Annotated in this window: 15 protein-coding genes; 13 read left to right on the plus strand and 2 right to left on the minus strand. The window is 70.3% G+C overall.

Annotated features, from left to right (window positions below; all coding sequences use genetic code 11):
* Positions 1 to 341: 341 nt before the first annotated feature.
* Positions 342 to 626, minus strand: a complete 285-nt coding sequence (locus AB0K21_RS32850) for a hypothetical protein (RefSeq protein WP_343983530.1) — start codon at positions 624 to 626, stop codon at positions 342 to 344.
* 341 nt (positions 627 to 967) lie between these two features.
* Between AB0K21_RS32850 and AB0K21_RS32855 the strand changes: the two genes are divergently transcribed.
* Positions 968 to 2,539: an XRE family transcriptional regulator gene (locus AB0K21_RS32855; RefSeq protein WP_343983527.1), complete on the plus strand. Its 1,572-nt coding sequence runs from the start codon at positions 968 to 970 to the stop codon at positions 2,537 to 2,539.
* Complete coding sequence (locus AB0K21_RS32860; protein ID WP_343983524.1) at positions 2,536 to 3,030, plus strand: GNAT family N-acetyltransferase; 495 nt, start codon at positions 2,536 to 2,538, stop codon at positions 3,028 to 3,030. The genes AB0K21_RS32855 and AB0K21_RS32860 overlap by 4 nt, the downstream gene beginning before the upstream one ends.
* A 252-nt stretch (positions 3,031 to 3,282) precedes the next feature.
* Here AB0K21_RS32860 and AB0K21_RS32865 read toward each other — a convergent pair whose 3' ends face one another.
* Positions 3,283 to 3,741, minus strand: a complete 459-nt coding sequence (locus AB0K21_RS32865; protein ID WP_364155529.1) for an NUDIX domain-containing protein — start codon at positions 3,739 to 3,741, stop codon at positions 3,283 to 3,285.
* A gap of 150 nt (positions 3,742 to 3,891) precedes the next feature.
* Here AB0K21_RS32865 and purU point away from each other — a divergent pair, with 150 nt between their 5' ends.
* The 11 genes from purU (at position 3,892) to AB0K21_RS32920 (ending at position 15,278) form a co-directional block, all read left to right on the plus strand.
* Positions 3,892 to 4,746, plus strand: coding sequence for a formyltetrahydrofolate deformylase (purU, locus tag AB0K21_RS32870; protein ID WP_343983517.1), 855 nt, complete (start codon positions 3,892 to 3,894; stop codon positions 4,744 to 4,746).
* A gap of 324 nt (positions 4,747 to 5,070) precedes the next feature.
* Positions 5,071 to 7,674 (plus strand): GNAT family N-acetyltransferase, encoded by a 2,604-nt coding sequence (locus AB0K21_RS32875; RefSeq protein WP_364155531.1) that lies wholly within the window; start codon positions 5,071 to 5,073, stop codon positions 7,672 to 7,674.
* Between the two features lie 223 nt (positions 7,675 to 7,897).
* Positions 7,898 to 8,332 (plus strand): hypothetical protein, encoded by a 435-nt coding sequence (locus AB0K21_RS32880; protein ID WP_343983510.1) that lies wholly within the window; start codon positions 7,898 to 7,900, stop codon positions 8,330 to 8,332.
* Entirely contained in the window at positions 8,329 to 9,219 is an 891-nt protein-coding gene (locus AB0K21_RS32885) for a hypothetical protein (RefSeq protein ID WP_364155533.1), read from the plus strand. Before AB0K21_RS32880 ends, AB0K21_RS32885 begins: the two co-directional genes overlap by 4 nt.
* Before the next feature lie 43 nt (positions 9,220 to 9,262).
* Positions 9,263 to 10,528 carry a V-type ATPase 116kDa subunit family protein gene (locus AB0K21_RS32890; RefSeq protein ID WP_364155535.1) on the plus strand — a complete coding sequence of 422 codons (1,266 nt, stop codon included), beginning with the start codon at positions 9,263 to 9,265 and terminating at the stop codon, positions 10,526 to 10,528.
* Positions 10,513 to 10,857 carry an ATP synthase subunit C gene (locus tag AB0K21_RS32895; RefSeq protein WP_364155537.1) on the plus strand — a complete coding sequence of 115 codons (345 nt, stop codon included), beginning with the start codon at positions 10,513 to 10,515 and terminating at the stop codon, positions 10,855 to 10,857. Before AB0K21_RS32890 ends, AB0K21_RS32895 begins: the two co-directional genes overlap by 16 nt.
* Before the next feature lie 6 nt (positions 10,858 to 10,863).
* Positions 10,864 to 11,076: a V-type ATP synthase subunit F gene (locus tag AB0K21_RS32900; protein ID WP_364155539.1), complete on the plus strand. Its 213-nt coding sequence runs from the start codon at positions 10,864 to 10,866 to the stop codon at positions 11,074 to 11,076.
* A 5-nt stretch (positions 11,077 to 11,081) separates the two neighbouring features.
* Complete coding sequence (locus tag AB0K21_RS32905; protein WP_364155604.1) at positions 11,082 to 11,585, plus strand: V-type ATP synthase subunit E family protein; 504 nt, start codon at positions 11,082 to 11,084, stop codon at positions 11,583 to 11,585.
* Positions 11,573 to 13,261, plus strand: coding sequence for a V-type ATP synthase subunit A (locus tag AB0K21_RS32910; protein WP_364155541.1), 1,689 nt, complete (start codon positions 11,573 to 11,575; stop codon positions 13,259 to 13,261). The genes AB0K21_RS32905 and AB0K21_RS32910 overlap by 13 nt, the downstream gene beginning before the upstream one ends.
* Positions 13,258 to 14,631 (plus strand): V-type ATP synthase subunit B, encoded by a 1,374-nt coding sequence (locus tag AB0K21_RS32915; protein ID WP_343983491.1) that lies wholly within the window; start codon positions 13,258 to 13,260, stop codon positions 14,629 to 14,631. The genes AB0K21_RS32910 and AB0K21_RS32915 overlap by 4 nt, the downstream gene beginning before the upstream one ends.
* On the plus strand, positions 14,628 to 15,278 hold the full coding sequence (locus tag AB0K21_RS32920) for a V-type ATP synthase subunit D (protein WP_364155544.1): 651 nt from the start codon (positions 14,628 to 14,630) through the stop codon (positions 15,276 to 15,278). Before AB0K21_RS32915 ends, AB0K21_RS32920 begins: the two co-directional genes overlap by 4 nt.
* The last annotated feature ends 212 nt before the right edge of the window (positions 15,279 to 15,490 follow it).

Consider the following 15,490-nt stretch of genomic DNA (forward strand, 5'->3'; position numbering starts at 1 on the left):
ACCCGGATGCCCCGGTGACGGGCGGCCCGGACGGGACACGCACCCGGAAGCGTGTCCCGTGCCGTTTCCGAGGGGGATCCCTCCTACTCACCGCCCGGACGAGAGACCAGGCGGCGGCCTTTGCCTTACGGCAGTTCGTGGGCTTCGGCTCGGGAGAGCCTCCGCGGGAGTTCGCGCCGGTCCGGTCGGCGATCCCTGATGGAAAGCGGGCCGGTCCGGGGATCCGGAGCCGACGGGGTGACCAGCGTCCGAGGACGCTCCGCACCGGTCATCCCGTCGGCTCCGCCGGGCCGTGGTAGGTACGGCGCGTCGGGCGGGTGAAGCCCTCCGCACCGCTCACCTCATTCCCCTACCGCGGCGAGTACGCGTGCGACCTTGGTCGCGGCACCGGCTGGGTCTTCCACCGTGTGCATCCGTTCACCCCAGGACCACCAGTAGTACCAATCCCGGTGGTTGGGGGTGGCCTGTGCTCGGCAGGTGACGTTCTCCGCGAGGCTGGTCGCCTTCGGGTTGATCACACGCACGAACGCACGGCCCGAGTGGGTCCGCACCACACGGGCGTGCAGCCCGCGGCAGTCAAGCTCCGTCACCAGTCGTTCCAGGTGTCGGAAATCGTCTTCACCCACCTCGCCCCTCCTCGTGGTTTCGGTTCGCCGGCACCGAATCGTGTTCGCTCGATCACGCCTTCGGTGCTGCCCGCCAAAGATGACTCACCGCGGCCCCGTGGGTCAATTCAGGGAAAACCCAGTTCAGGGTGGGCGTTGTGCCAAGTAGGTTGAAAGAAACAGTCCGCCGGAGGACGATTCTTAGCCGGTGGCTTTATTAGCGCGTTCCGGATGAGTCAAACGTGGTCCATCATTCTCGGTAGGCACAGTGCGACGAAAAGATCACAGTGTGTCAAGGGAGAGAGGACCGGTCGGGACTAAGTGTGCCAGCCAGCCCAGCTGGCCACGAGAGAGGGGCCGGTATGTCCGGCAGACAGCACAGGGAGACAGAACTAGCACGGCAGGTCCGGGCCCGTGGCCTGGCCGCCGGGAAGTCCTCGGCGCAGATAGCCGAGGAAATCTACGAGAAATGCAATTCGCAATTCGGGACTACACGGGTCAAAGGTCACAGGCTGGCGCACGGCGTCGCCCTCGCGGACGTCATCGAACAGATACGGGCGCTGTTCGAACGCGATGGCAAGTCGGCCCCCGGCATCGGTGAGACGCTCCTGTCCGCGTACGAGAGCGGGCTGAAGCGGCCCGGTCCCGAGTACCTGCACTACCTGTGCTCCGCCTACCGAGTCGAGCCGGCCTCCCTCGGGTACGACGGCCCGTGCATCTGCGGCCACGGCCACAGGATGCCCGGTGTCGTCCGAGGTGATCTCCAGGACGGAAGACCCGACACATCCCCTGATCCGCGCGAGATGCTGATCCAGCCGATCGGCTTGGACCCTTCCGCGGACGGGGGCGAGGAGGACGAGAACGTGTTACGGAGGACACTCTTACAGCTCCTGGCAGGTAGCGGCATCGTGCTGGACGGACAGGTGCTTGGATCGGTGGAGAGCATCCGCAGGAGGATGGACGACACACTGGTCTCGGCCACCGTCTCGCCCGCGATGCTCGACCAGTGGGAGGAATCCACCATCGGCTTCGGCCGCCAGTACATGAACACCCCCCCGCTCAGGCTGCTGTGCGACGTGATGCTGGAGTTCAGCGCGGTGCGCAAGGCCATGGAACGGCGCCAGCCGGTCGACCTGCAGGAACGGTTGTGCCGCATGGCGGCCCAGCTGGCCGGCCTGAGCGGCATGATCATGGTCAATCTCGGCGACCACAGGCTCGCCCGATCCTTCTTCAGGACCGGCAGGACCGCCGCGGACGAGACCGGCGACCGCGCGTTGCGGGCGTGGGTCACGGCCAGGGAGGCGCTGGTCCCGCTCTACTACGGTGACCCGCGTGAGGCGCTCAACCTCGCGAAGAAGAGCCGGGACCTGGCCGGGCAGACGCCCTGTGCGGCCCAGGCCATGGCCCCGGTGGTCGAGGCCCGTGCGCTGGCGATGATGTCGGGCGCGGGCAAGAAGGACGTGGTCGACCAGGCGAAGCGGGCGCTGTCCCGGGCCAGGGCGGCCTTCTCCCAGATGACCGCCGCGGACCAGGATGACGCGACCTTCGGCTACACCGAGCGCCAGCTCTACTTTCACCAGGGAGACGCGCTGGTCAAGCTCGGGCAGGCGATGGAGGCCGACCTCATCCTGGAACAGGCGCTCACCAAGTACGGCCCGACCGACTGGCTCGACCCGACCTTCATCAAGTTCGACCGTGCCCAGTGCAAGATCCTTGAGGGCGATGTGGACGAGGCGCTGGAGATCGCCCAGAGTACGATCTCGGGTCTCGACGAGGCGTGCCGGCCCGACATCCTCATGCAGCGTGCCCACGAGGTGGGCAGGCAGGCCGAGGTGAAGGCTCCGGGGCATCCCAAGCTCAAGGTCTACCTGGAATCGCTGCGCGGCCGCAGCGCGTGGACGGATGACGCGGTGGCCGACGGGGGTGGCAGTTGAGGCCGACGCTTCGGCGTTATCGCTGGTCCGACATCGAATCCGTCTGGGCGCTCCACCAGATATGCCTGGCCCAGGTCGGTCTCGCGCCGGGGGACGGCGTCTACTACGAGGACGACTTCCCCAGGATCCACGAGATCTATCTCGCCGACCGGGGAGAGTTCCTCGTGGGTGAGACGCCCGACGGACGTATTGTCACGATGGGCGGGCTCCGTCGCGTGGACGATCAGACCGCCGAGATGTGCCGCATGCGGGTTCATCCGGAGTTCCAGCGTCGTGGATTCGGTGCCCAGATGGTCGTCGCGCTGGAGGCGCGGGCGATTGAACTCGGCTACGTAAGACTCCGTGGGGATACCACCCTGAGCCAGCCGGCGGCGATGGAGCTCTATCGCAAGTTCGGGTGGCGCGAGATCCGCAGGGAAGAACGAGGGGGATCTGTGGTGGTTTATGGAGAAAAAGAGCTAATGGTCGCTATGTCCCCTCTAATGCAGTAACTCGAATTTAGACCACTTTGCTATTTGGCATTGCCAATTTCGAAAATATCCGAATACTTGTTCTTCGTGGCTATCGCCGTCCTCGGGTGAGTGCGATGAAAAAGATCATTGTTCACAAATTTGGCGTGTCCAGGCTCGGTGGCATTGCCGGCGCCATCCACAAGGGCTGAGATTCTCACCGGCCGGAAGAATCGTTCCCTGACGACCGCGGCCCTCGATCTTCGAGATCGAGGGCCGTGCTCGATGACCGGCTCACCCCAGCCGGGTGACGCGGGAGACGACCTCCGGCAGGTCCGGGGGCTCCAGGTGGTCGGGGAGGTCGGCCATCTCCTCCGTCGAGAACCAGCCGGAGCCCAGGTGGGTGGTGTGCTCTTCGACGCTGAACGACCCCGGGCCCACCGTGGGAGTGTCCTCGAACCTGGCCAGGTAGAACCGTTCGGTCTTGACGTAGTGGACGCCGAGCCAGTGGAAGTCACGGCGTACCGGCACCCAGCGGTCCATGACCGCCGCGCCGGGCAGGCCCGTCTCCTCCGTCAGCTCCCGCCGTGCCGCGTCAAGGGGGGTCTCGCCAGGGTCTATGCCGCCGCCCGGTGGCTCCCACACGCTCCGGCCGCTGACGGTGTCACGCCAGTGCATGAGAAGCACCCGGCCGAAGGAGTCCACACAGATCACCCGGGCGGCGGGCCGGTCGTTCGGCTGAGGGGTGTTCATGGCTCAGGGACGCTATCACCGCCGGATCAGGGCCCGGACGGCTCTCCGCCGGATGCCGACCGACTGGGTGTGGCGCCGGATCCGCTGTAGTCTGCCCAGGTCAGGTGGAAGCACCTTACGATCCGACCTCTCCAGCTCAAGGGTGAAGGCATGAGTTCCAGGGCCGAGTTTGTGTTGACGCTGTCCTGCCCGGACCGTCCTGGCGTGGTGGCGGCGGTCTCCGGTCTCCTGGCCGGACGGGGCTGCAACATCATCGAGAGCCAGCAGTTCGGTGACGCCGTGACCGAGCGGTTCTTCATGCGGGTGCAGTTCGCCTCTCCGCTGCCCGACGGGGAACTGCGCGAGGCCTTCGCGGCGCTCGCCCCCGAGTTCGGCATGGATTTCAAGCTGCGGGAGGCGTCCGTCAAGCCGCGGGTGCTGGTGATGGTCAGCAAGTTCGGCCACTGCCTGAACGACCTGCTCTACCGGACGCGCTCGGGCCTGCTCGACATCGAGATCGTCGCGGTCGTCTCCAACCATCCGGACCTGCGGCCGCTGACCCAGTCGTACGGCATCGACTACCACCACCTGCCGGTCACTCCCGAGACCAAGGCCAGGCAGGAGGCGGAGGTGCTGACCCTCGTCGACCACTACCGGGCCGACCTGGTGGTGCTCGCCCGCTACATGCAGGTGCTCTCCGAGGATCTCTGTGTCAAGCTCGCGGGCAACGTGATCAATATCCACCACTCGTTCCTGCCGTCGTTCAAGGGCGCCAAGCCCTACCACCAGGCGCACTCCCGCGGCGTGAAGCTGATCGGCGCGACCGCGCACTACGTGACCGCCGACCTCGACGAGGGGCCGATCATCGAGCAGGAGGTCGCCCGGGTCAACCACACCCACTCCGCGGACGACCTCGCCGCCATCGGCCGTGACGTCGAGTGCCAGGCCCTGGCCCGCGCCGTCCGCTGGCACACCGAGCAGCGTGTCCTGCTCGACGGTCACAAGACGATCGTCTTCCCCCGCTAGTGTCCTGCGCCGGGAATCCGCCCGTACGTCCGATGCGGTTCGGCAGTGCCCTCGGCCAGCCGTTTCGAGCCGGAGACCGGCCAAGGTCGCGCCGACGAACTGCCGGCCCGGGACACCCGCCGAAGAACAGGACGGGGAGCCCGCCGGGGCCCTGATCTCCGGCTCGCTCACGATGACCCTCCGAAGCACGCGGCGTCAGGGACCTTCGGCCTTGGCCGAAGGGCCGTCCGGCACTGCCGGGCGCGCCCGGCGGTGCGGAAACGTAGGGTCCGGAGGACCGAACTCGGTCCACGCGGCTGCCCTGCATCTGAACGGAAGACCGGCATGCCTGACGGATACGACGTGCTGCTGCGCGACGGCGGCATCGCCCACGTGCGCCCGCTCCGTCCCGCCGATCGCGAGGAACTGCACGAGCTGGTGAACCGCTCGTCGGAGCGCTCGGCATACCTGCGTTTCTTCACCAGCGGCCGCAACACCGCGCACACCTACATCGAACGCATCACCGGTGACAGGTACGACGGACGCGCGCTGGTGGCGGGCCTGCACGGCCGGCTGGTCGCGGTAGCCGAGTACATCCCCATCGAGGACGGCCGCGCCGACCTGGGCATCCTTCTGGACGACGCCGTGCACGGGCATGGCCTGGGCACGCTGCTGCTGGAGCACATCGCCGTGGACGCCGCCGAGCACGGCGTACGCGAACTGGTGGCCGACGTGCTGGCCGAGAATCGGCCGATGATCCGGGTGCTGCGCGACCTGGGCCTGAAGGTGGAGCAGCGCTTTGATGGCGACACGGTGCACGTCAGCATCGCCGCCGAGTCCACTCCCAGGCTGATGGCGGCCATCGAGGTTCGTGACCACGAGGCGGGGCGGGCGTCCCTCGCACGAGTGCTGGCGCCCCGCGCGGTGGCGGTGATCGGCGCGGGCCGCGACGAACACGCTGTCGGGCACAAGGTGCTGCGCAACCTCATCGACGGCGGTTTCCGCGGGCCGATCTATCCCGTCAACCCCAACGCGAGCGAGATCGCCGGGCTGACCTGCCACCCCAAGGTGCCCGGCGGCGTGGATCTGGCGGTGGTGGCGGTGCCTGCCCGACATGTGCTCCAGGTGGCGCGCGACTGCGCGGCGGCGGGGGTGGCCGGGCTGGTGGTGCTGACGTCGGGGTTCGCCGAGGCCGGACAGCGTGCGGCAGAGTCGGAACTACTGCGGGTGTGCCGTACGGCTGGGATGCGGCTCATCGGCCCGAACTGCCTGGGCGTGGTGAACACCGGAGCCCGGCTGAACGCCAGTTTCCTGCCGCACCGGCCCGTCCGGGGCCGTGTGGCGTTGATGTCGCAGTCCGGTGCCGTGGGCGCGGCGTTGCTGGATCGGCTGGACGTGTCGTCGTTCGTGTCGGTCGGCAACAAGGCCGACGTCAGCGGCAACGACCTGCTGGAGTACTGGGAGGACGACGACGACACCGGTGTGATCGCGCTGTATCTGGAGTCGTTCGGCAACCCGCGCAGGTTCGCGCGCATCACCCGCCGGGTCGGCAAGCGCAAGCCGGTGCTGCTGGTCAAGAGCGGCCGCGGCAAGGCCGGAGGCCGGGCGGTGCGCTCGCACACCGCCGCCGCGGCCACCCCGGACGTGGCGGTGGACGCGCTCACTCGGGCCGCCGGCGTGATCCGGCTCGACAGCGTCCCCGAGCTTATCGACACCGCCAAGCTGCTGGCCGCCCAGCCGCTGCCGCGCGGTCGCCGGGTGGCCATCGTGGGCAACTCGGGCGGGCCGCAGGCGATGGCCGCCGACGCCTGCGAAGTCCACGGCCTCGTCGTTCCCGAACTGCCACCCGGGCTGCTGGACGCCCGTGCCGCCGCCGCGCTGGGCAACCCGGTCGACCTGACCGCCGATGCCACAGCCGCCGAGATCGGCGCCGCGATCGAGGCCCTGGCCGCCTCACCCGACGTCGACGTGGTCCTCGTCGTCTATACCCCGCCATTCGGCGATGGCCTGGACGCGACCTGCCGGGCCATCGCCGACGCGGCCAAGACAGCGGCCAAGACAGCGACCAAGACCATGCTGGCCTGCGTCGTCGGCCACGACGACCTGATCGACGGCCGCGTGCCCGGCTACGCCTTCCCCGAGCAGGCCGTCCAGGCTCTGGCCCACGTGGTGCGCTACGCCGAATGGCGCAGCCGCCCCGTCGAACTTGTTCCGGTACCTCCTCCGGCTGACGAGAAGACCGCCCGGGAGATCGTTCACGCGGAGTTGGAGGCGCGCCCGGATGGTGGCTGGCTGGCACCCGCCGATGCCGCCCGGCTGCTCGGCTGCTACGGCGCGACGCCGGTGAAGTCCGTTGACGTGGACGGTCCTGAGACCGCCGTCGCGGCGGCCTCCCGCATCGGGCTGCCCGTCGTGCTCAAGGCCACAGGTCCCGTGCACAAGAGCGAGGTCGGCGGGGTCCGGCTCAACCTCCGGACCCCAGACGAGGTACGGCGGGCATATCACGATATGTCAGCACAGATAGGCGCGGAGATGACCGGTGCGATCGTCCAGCGAATGCTGTCCGGAGGCGTGGAGATCATTGTGGGCGGCGTGAACTACTCGATGTTCGGGCCGCTGGTCATGGTCGGCATGGGCGGGGTGATGGCCGATCTGCTGGCCGACCGCGTCTTCCGGGTACCGCCCGTCATCGATGCCATCGACATGATCAACGAGCTGCGCTGCGCTCCGGTGCTGTACGGCTACCGCGGTTCGCCACCCGTCGATGTCCCCGCACTGGCCGATCAAGTCGTACGGATCGGCAGGCTGCTCGAGGATCTGCCGCAGGTGGCCGAACTGGACCTCAATCCGGTCGTGGTCACATCAGGAGGCACAGCCACCGTGGACGCCCGAATCCGGTTGGCGCCCGCCGAGAAGCCGCCCTCGCCGCTACTGCGGCGGCTGCGCTGACCGGCTGACCGGTGGTCAGGCCGTCCGCTGGGCCATGTCGACCAGCGGGCCGGCACAGCCGAATGAGGATAAACGGGCCGCCGCGGCGTTGAACCGCCGGTTCGGGCTCCGCCGGCGACCCTTCGCCGGCTCCACAGCCTGGCAGACATTCGGCCGTCCGTTGACCGACTTTTGGTTCCGTCGCGGGCATTACCCAAGGTGACGGGGCGCGGGGAGGTGAGCGATGGTCCGGCTGGGCGATTTCCTGGCACGGTTCCGCCCCTCCGGCGTGCCCGGGGCGGCGGCCCCGGCGGGCGTCCCCGCCGACCAGGTGGCCGACCAGGCCGACGAACTGGCGCCGATCTTTTCGGCACTCGCCGACATCCAGGCCGCGTGCGCGAACGAGCGGGAGCACGCCCAACGCCGTGCCGACCACATGCGGGCGCACGCCCACGATCAGGCCGCGGCCATCGTCGCCTCGGCCCACGCGGAGGCGGACGCGGAGCGTGCACGGCTGTCGGCCCTTGCCCGTCAGGACCGCGATCAGGCGACTGAGGAGCTCCTGCGTGAGGCCGTGGCCGCCGCCGAGGGGGTCCGCAGGCGCTCGGCCGCTCGGATGCCGGAGATGGTGGCCCGGGTGACCGACATGGTCAGGTCCCTGGCCGATGAGCGGTCATGACCGCTTCGTGGGCCGCTGGGGCGACACGCGCCAGAGCTCTCGTCCGGCGGAGGGCGGGAAGCGCGGGTGCGCGGCGCATCGCGACATGCGGGTCCGTACACGAGGCGGTGGCTCTGCTGGGTGACACGCCGTACGGGCATGACGTGCGGCGTGGGCAGACTCTGGCGGAGGCCCAGTGGGCGGTCCTGGCCACCCTGCTGTGGCATCTGCGCGTGCTGGCCGGCTGGCTGCCTCGGGAGGGAGGGCAGATGATCCGCGTGCTGGCCCGCTGGTTCGAGCTCGCCAACGTGGACGAGCTGATCTGCCGGTTCGCGGGAGGTGAGGCAGAACCCGAGTTCGTCCTGGGCTCGCTGGGCACCGAGTGGCAGAGGCTGCGGCTGTGCGGATCCCTTGCCGAGGTACGGGCGGCGCTGGCCACCTCCCCGTGGGGAGATCCGGGCGGTGCCGACCCCCGCGAGATCCAACTGGACATGCGCCTGGCCTGGGCCCAAGGGGTGGTCGAGACCGTTCCGCGGGCCAGGTCGTGGGCTTTGGGGGCGACGGCCCTGCTGCTCGCCCGTACGCACCTGGCGGAAGGCGCCAGGCTGGCCGAACGAGCGCGGGGGCGCTGCCGGGTACTCGTCGGGGACGGCGCGCTGGACGCGCCCTCGATACGCGAGATGGCCGAGCGGCTTCCCAGGGCGGCGCGCTGGGTGCTGCAGGAGATCGAGGATCCGCGTGAGCTGTCGCGAGGCGAGGAGCGCTGGTGGCAGCGGGTGGAAGACGAAGGGCGCGACCTCCTGACCGGGGCGGGCTTCACGGCGGGCCCGGTCCTCGGCTCGGTCGCCGTCCTGGCGGCGGACGCCCGGCGGATGCGCGCCGCCCTGGAACTGGCCGCGCGGTCGTGACGGTGATGCGCTCACGCGACCGGACCCGCCGGGAACCGGGGCCATGAACTGGCGAGAGGCGCTGCGGCCCGTCCGGATGGAGCGGGTGGCGATCGTCGCCCCCGCCCGTTCGCTGGACGACGTGCTGAGGATCGTGGGGCAGGCGGGGGTCGTGGAGCTGTCCACGCCGCCTGACGCGCCGCTGCCGACGGTCTCGAAGACCGCTGTCGTCCGCGGTGAGGTGGCGGCGCTCGTGGGCTGGGCGCCCGCCAAAGTCGTCTCCGAACTGTCGGGCCGGGTGGCGCCCGAGGGCGGGGCCGTGGTGCCGCTCGCCCGTCCCCGGGGCAGGGAGGCCCCGTCCCTGCTGCGTTCCGAGGGACTGCGCGGCAACCTGGCCCCGCTCGTCACCACCTACGGGTCGACGCCGTACGCCGACGTCGACCCGACACCCCTGGCCGTCGGCGCGTACGTACTGATGTTCGGCATGATGTTCGGCGACGTCGGGCACGGGCTGTTGCTGCTCGTCGCGGCGATCGGGCTTTATGGCAAACGTCCGCGATGGCTGTCCCGTTTTCATCGGGCGTGGCCGTTCTTCGTCGGCGCCGGGCTGGCGAGCATGCTCTTCGGCCTGCTCTACGGCGAGTTCTTCGGCCCCACGGGCGTCGTCCCCGTGCTCTGGGTGCGGCCGCTGGCCGACCCGCTCACCCTCCTCGCCGCGGCTCTCGGTGGTGGCGCGTTGCTGCTCGCGGCCGCCTACCTGCTGGGCGTCGTGAACCGGTGGCGGGAGGGCGGCTGGCCGGCCACCCTGTACTCCCCGGCCGGGGTCGCAGGTTCGGCGCTGTTCTTCGGGCTGGGGCTCGCCTTGCTCGGGTGGTACGCGAAGCTCGGCTGGCTGACCGTCACCGGTGGCGTGATCGCCGCAGTGGGACTGGCCCTGGCTTTCACCGGGTTCTACGCCGAGGCGGGAGGCGGTGCGAGCGGAACCGCCCAGGCGACGATCCAGCTCTTCGACGCGGTCGTCCGGTTGTGCGCGAATGTCGCCTCCTTCGCCCGGCTCGCCGCCTTCGGCCTCACCCACACCGCCATCGGATCGATCGTCTGGGGCGCCACCACCGGGCTGTGGGCGGCCGCCCCCGCCGCCGCGGCGGCGCTTTTCCTGCTCGGCAACGCGCTGGCGCTGACGATCGAAGGGCTCGTGGCCGGAGTCCAGGCGCTGCGGCTCGAATACTACGAACTGTTCTCCAAGGTCTTCCAAACCGAGGGACGGCCCTTCCGCCCCTGGCACCTGCCGCCGACGTCCAAGGAGGTCACGCCATGTCCGTCTGGCTGAGGCGAGGGCTGCACACGTTCAACGCGGCCATCGCGCTCGCCTCGGTCATCCTGCTTGTCTGCGCGGCGACCGCGGGCTCCGCCCAAGGGACGGCGACGGTCAACGCCGCCGCCGGCGGCAACTGGGCGGCCCTGCTCGGCGCGGCCATCGCGGTCGCCGGTTCGGCGATCGGCGCGGGCATAGCCGTCGCCTACACCGGAGCCGCGGCGCTCGCCGCGATGAGCGAGCGGCCCGAACTGTTCGGGCGTGCCATCGTCATCGTCGGCCTGGCCGAAGGGATCGCCATATACGGGCTCGTCATCGGCATCATCCTCATCGGACGGGCTTGACCGGCCATGGCGACCGTCGCCGTCATCGGTGAGACCGTCCGCGTGACGGGTTTCCGGCTTGCCGGAGTGGTCGTCCTGCCGGCCGACACACCCGATGCCGCCCGTGCGGCATGGACCTGTCTCGGCGACGACGTCGCCGTGGTGATCCTCACCCCGAAGGCGGCCGAGGCCGTCGGCGAGCAGGCCACAGCGAGGTTGACGGTGGTGATGCCGCCGTGACGACCATGCGGGACGCCCTGGCACCGCTGGCCGAAGCCCTGTCCAGGCAGGTCGAGATCGACACCGCGGAGATCACGGCCGGGGCCGAGGAGGAGGCCGCCGAACTGGTCGCGGCCGCCCGCCGGGAGGCCCGGAGCATCCTCGCCGACGCCCGCGCCGACGGAGCCGCCAAGGCCAGGGCGGATGCGGTCACCGAACGGGTGCACGCCGAGCGCCGAGCCCGCAACACGGAACTCGCCGCTCAGCGGGAGGCCCTGGACGAACTGTGCGCACGGTCGGCCGCCGCGGTCAGGGCACTGCGCGACGACCCCTGTTACCCCGGGCTGCTCGACCGGCTGAGCGCGCTGACCCGCAGCGCCGGAGGGCCGGACATGGTGGTGAAAGAGCAGCCTGACGGCGGCGTGCTGGCAGAGGGACGCGGCCGACGCGTCGACTGCACGCTCAGCGCGCTGGCCGCACGAGCCGTTGACGCACTCGGAGCGGAGGTGGAGCGGCTGTGGGCACCGTGAGCCGGGTCAACGGCCCCTTGGTCGAAGTCGAGGACCTCACCGGCGCGGCCATGTTCGAGCTGGTCCTGCTCGGACCGCACAGGCTGCCGGGCGAGATCGTCACGCTGAGGGACGGCCGCGCCACAGTGCAGGCGTACGAGTACACCGGTGGGCTGGCCCCAGGCGATCCCGCCGACCGCGGCGGATCTCCCCTCTCGGCTCTGCTGGGGCCTCACCTGCTGGGCGGGGTGTACGACGGTCTGCTCCGGCCTCTCACCGACGCGGGCCCCTGGCTGAACCCGGCCGCGGCCGGGTTCAGCCAGGGGCCCGCGTCCGCCACCCGCTCGTGGCGGTTCACGCCGCTGGTCGAGCAGGGGCGAACAGCGGCGCCGGGCACGGCCATCGGGCGCGTCGAAGACGCGGGCTCGCCGGCCTATCTGGTCCTGTCGCCGGGAGGCGAGGTCTCCGCCATCCGGCAGGCCGGCCACCATCCTGCCGACGCCGTGATCGCGGTCGTCGGCGGAACCGAGGTCCGGCTGACCCGCCGCCGGCCGGTGCGCCGCGCCCTGCCGTACCTGTCGCGGCTGGAGGGGACGGTGCCGCTCACTACCGGGCAGCGGGTCATCGACCTGCTTCTGCCCGTGTGCCTCGGGGGCACCGCGGCCGTGCCCGGCGGGTTCGGCACGGGCAAGACCGTGCTCCTTCAGCAGATCGCCAAGTGGTGTGACGCCGACGTGGTGATCTACATCGGCTGCGGGGAGCGCGGCAACGAGATGGCGGATGTCGTCGTCGAGCTGGCCGAGCTGCCGGACCCACGTACCGGCGGGCGGCTCTCCGACCGGACCGTCGTGATCGCCAACACCTCCAACATGCCGATGATGGCGCGCGAGGCCAGCATCTACACGGGAGTCACGGTCGCCGAGCATTTCCGCGACATGGGTTACGCGGCGGTGGTCATCGCCGACTCGACCTCGCGCTGGGCCGAGGCACGCCGGGAATTCGCCTCCCGCAGCGGAATCCTTCCGGCCGAGGAGGGGTACCCGGCGGATCTCGCCTCCGCTCTCGCCGCGTTCTACGAGCGAGCCGGACGGGTCATCACGCTGGGCGGGGCCACCGGATCGGTGACGATCGTCGGAGCCGTCTCGCCCCCGGGCGGAGATCTGACCGAACCCGTCACAACACAGACGGAGCGGTTCGTGCGAACGTTGTGGGCCCTGGACCGCGACCTCGCCTACGCGCGACACTACCCGGCGATCTCCTGGCGCGACTCCTTCTCTCGCGACGCCGATGCCCTGACCCGTGGCGATCCCGAGAACGCGGCCCGCCGCGCGCGCGTGGGCGGCCTGCTGGCCGAGGCCGACCGGCTGACCGCGCTGGCCGAGTTGGTCGGGGCAGGCGCTCTGCCCGCCCGGGAGCGCATCGGCCTGCTGGCCGGGCGCCTGCTGCGGGAGGGCTTCCTGCGGCAGAGCTCGCTGAGCGCGCTGGACGCGTACTGCCCGCCCGAACGGACCGCCCTCATCGCCGACGCGCTCCTGACGATCCTGGCGCGCTGCCAGGACCTGGTCGAGCACGGAGTGCCCGTCGCCTCGGTCGAGGATCGCGACTTCTCTCCCATCCTGCGGGCGAAGGAGGCACCGCGGGAAGAAGTCCCGGCACGGCGCGACACCGTGCTGGACGATCTGGAGACGCTGCGGTGACGGTTTGGGCTCCCGTCGAATACACCGGCGTGGCAGAGCTGCGCGGACCGCTCATCGTCGTTCAGGGCACCCGGAACGTCGGCTGGGACGAGTACGCCACGATCGTGCTGGAGTCCGGCGAGCGCAGGCACGGCCTCGTCCTGGACGTCGACCGGGACATCGCCGTCGTCCAGGTCCTGGAGGGCACCGGAGGACTCAGGACCGAGGCGACACGGGTCACCTTCACCGGAAGCCCGCTGCGCGTCCCGGTGGGGGCCGGATGGCAGGGACGCGTCTGCAACGGGCGCGGCCGGCCGCTGGACGGCGGCCCGCCGATCTTCGGTGACGACAGCGCCCCGGTGGCCGGCTTCCCGATGAATCCCACCGTGCGAGAACCTCCCGCCGAACCCGTGATCACCGGAGTCTCCGCCATTGACGCACTGACCACCCTGGTCCGCGGCCAGAAGATCGCCATCTTCGCCGAAAGCGGCCTGCCCCACCTGGAACTCGCCGCTCAGGTGGCCGCCCAGGCCCACACCGGTGGCGCGCCGTTCAACGTCGTCTTCGCCGCCATGGGACTGACCCACGGTGACGCGGCGACTGTGCGCGACATCCTGGAGAGACGTTCGTCGGCCGCGGAACTGACGCTACTGCTCAACCTCGCCGACGACCCCGTGATCGAGCGGCTGCTCACGCCGCGAATAGCGCTGACCGTCGCCGAGCATCTGGCGTTCGTCCTGCGGCGTCACGTTCTCGTCGTACTGGCCGACATGACGAACTACTGCGAGGCGCTGCGCGAGGTCTCCGCGGCCCGTGGCGAGATTCCGGCCCGCCGGGCCTACCCCGGTTACCTCTACAGCGACCTGGCCTCCATCTACGAACGGTGCGGCCGCATCCGGGGACGATCCGGCTCCATCACCGTGCTGCCCGTGCTGAGCATGCCCGCCGGGGACATCACCCATCCCGTGCCCGATCTCACCGGATACATCACCGAAGGCCAGATCCTGCTGGCCCGCGAGGTCACCTCGTACCCGCACATCGACCCGCTGTCGTCCCTCTCCCGCATGATGCGCGCGGGAGTCGGCGCGGGGCGGACCAGGCCCGAGCATCTGGACCTGGCCGCGCAGATCCAGGCAGGACTGTCCCGCGCCCGTCAGGCCGGCGAACTCGCCGACCTGGTGGGGGAGAGCGCGCTGAGCCCGATCGACCGCCGTTACCTGGCCATGGCGGAGGCCTTCCGAACACGCCTGCTGGCCCAGAGGCCCGACGAGGCCCGCACTCTGGAGGAGACCTTCGACCGGGCCTGGGACGTGGTCTCCACGCTGCCGCGGAGCGAACTGCCGATGCTCGGCGAGGAAGCACTGGAAGCCGGATACCGGGGAGAGCCATGAGGCTACGGATCCCACCTGGCCGTGCGGGGCGGATGTGGCTCCGCCGCCGCCTGACCGCGGTCCGGCACGGACTCGACGTACTCGACAGGAAACTGCGGATACTGCGCCGGGAACAGGACCGGCTCTCCCGGAACGCGGCACGGACCCAGGCCGAGTGGTACGTCGCCTGCCGGGCCGCCGACGAATGGCTCCTCCGCGTGACCCGGCTCGGCGGCCAACGGGCCGTGCGCCTGTCGGCCGACGACCGCCTCACCGACGTGCACGTCTACTGGGCCGACGCCGTGGGGACGAGCTATCCGGCCCGGGTCTCCTGCGCGATCCCCGGATTCGACGCCGCGGCGCCCCTCCCGATCACCACGGCTCTCGTTCCCGCCAGGCACGCCTACCGCACCGCCTTGCGCGCCGGGCTGGAACACGCGATCGCCGCGGAGGCCGCACGGATCGTGGCGGCCGAAACAGCCTCGACGAACCGCAGGATCCGCGCCCTCAAAGATCGCCTCCTCCCGCTGCTGGAGGAGGCGCTGGCCGCCGTCGAACTGTCGCTGGACGAGACGGAGCGAGCCGATGCCGACCGCGCGCGCCGCGTCATCGGCTCCGAACAGGGGCTCCCGGACCGGCTGGACCGCGACCACCGATTCAACCGGTGATTCCGGCGCGTGGAGGCTCGGGGATCGCGGCCTGGACCGGTGGTGTGACAGGGGCCTCGAAAGCGAGGCCGGTGCCCTCGATCCCGAATACGGGCAGTTCACGGGGGAGCCGGTCGAGCGAGAGGCCGTGGGTCGCGTCGCGCCCCATGGGAAAGGGGTCCAAGGCCCCACTGAGGCTGGGTCATACGCCCCTGTTGTGAACCGTCACCGCC

The sequence above is a fragment of the Streptosporangium sp. NPDC049248 genome (assembly GCF_040678965.1).
Taxonomy (GTDB): Bacteria; Actinomycetota; Actinomycetes; order Streptosporangiales; family Streptosporangiaceae; genus Streptosporangium; species Streptosporangium fukuiense.

Coding starts and splice junctions, on each gene's coding strand:
- AB0K21_RS32855 (WP_343983527.1), top strand. CDS start 968: ATGTCCGGCAGACAGCACAGGGAGACAGAACTAGCACGGCAGGTCCGG.
- AB0K21_RS32865 (WP_364155529.1), bottom strand. CDS start 3,741: ATGAACACCCCTCAGCCGAACGACCGGCCCGCCGCCCGGGTGATCTGT.
- purU (WP_343983517.1), top strand. CDS start 3,892: ATGAGTTCCAGGGCCGAGTTTGTGTTGACGCTGTCCTGCCCGGACCGT.
- AB0K21_RS32875 (WP_364155531.1), top strand. CDS start 5,071: ATGCCTGACGGATACGACGTGCTGCTGCGCGACGGCGGCATCGCCCAC.
- AB0K21_RS32880 (WP_343983510.1), top strand. CDS start 7,898: ATGGTCCGGCTGGGCGATTTCCTGGCACGGTTCCGCCCCTCCGGCGTG.
- AB0K21_RS32885 (WP_364155533.1), top strand. CDS start 8,329: ATGACCGCTTCGTGGGCCGCTGGGGCGACACGCGCCAGAGCTCTCGTC.
- AB0K21_RS32890 (WP_364155535.1), top strand. CDS start 9,263: ATGAACTGGCGAGAGGCGCTGCGGCCCGTCCGGATGGAGCGGGTGGCG.
- AB0K21_RS32895 (WP_364155537.1), top strand. CDS start 10,513: ATGTCCGTCTGGCTGAGGCGAGGGCTGCACACGTTCAACGCGGCCATC.
- AB0K21_RS32900 (WP_364155539.1), top strand. CDS start 10,864: ATGGCGACCGTCGCCGTCATCGGTGAGACCGTCCGCGTGACGGGTTTC.
- AB0K21_RS32905 (WP_364155604.1), top strand. CDS start 11,082: ATGCGGGACGCCCTGGCACCGCTGGCCGAAGCCCTGTCCAGGCAGGTC.
- AB0K21_RS32920 (WP_364155544.1), top strand. CDS start 14,628: ATGAGGCTACGGATCCCACCTGGCCGTGCGGGGCGGATGTGGCTCCGC.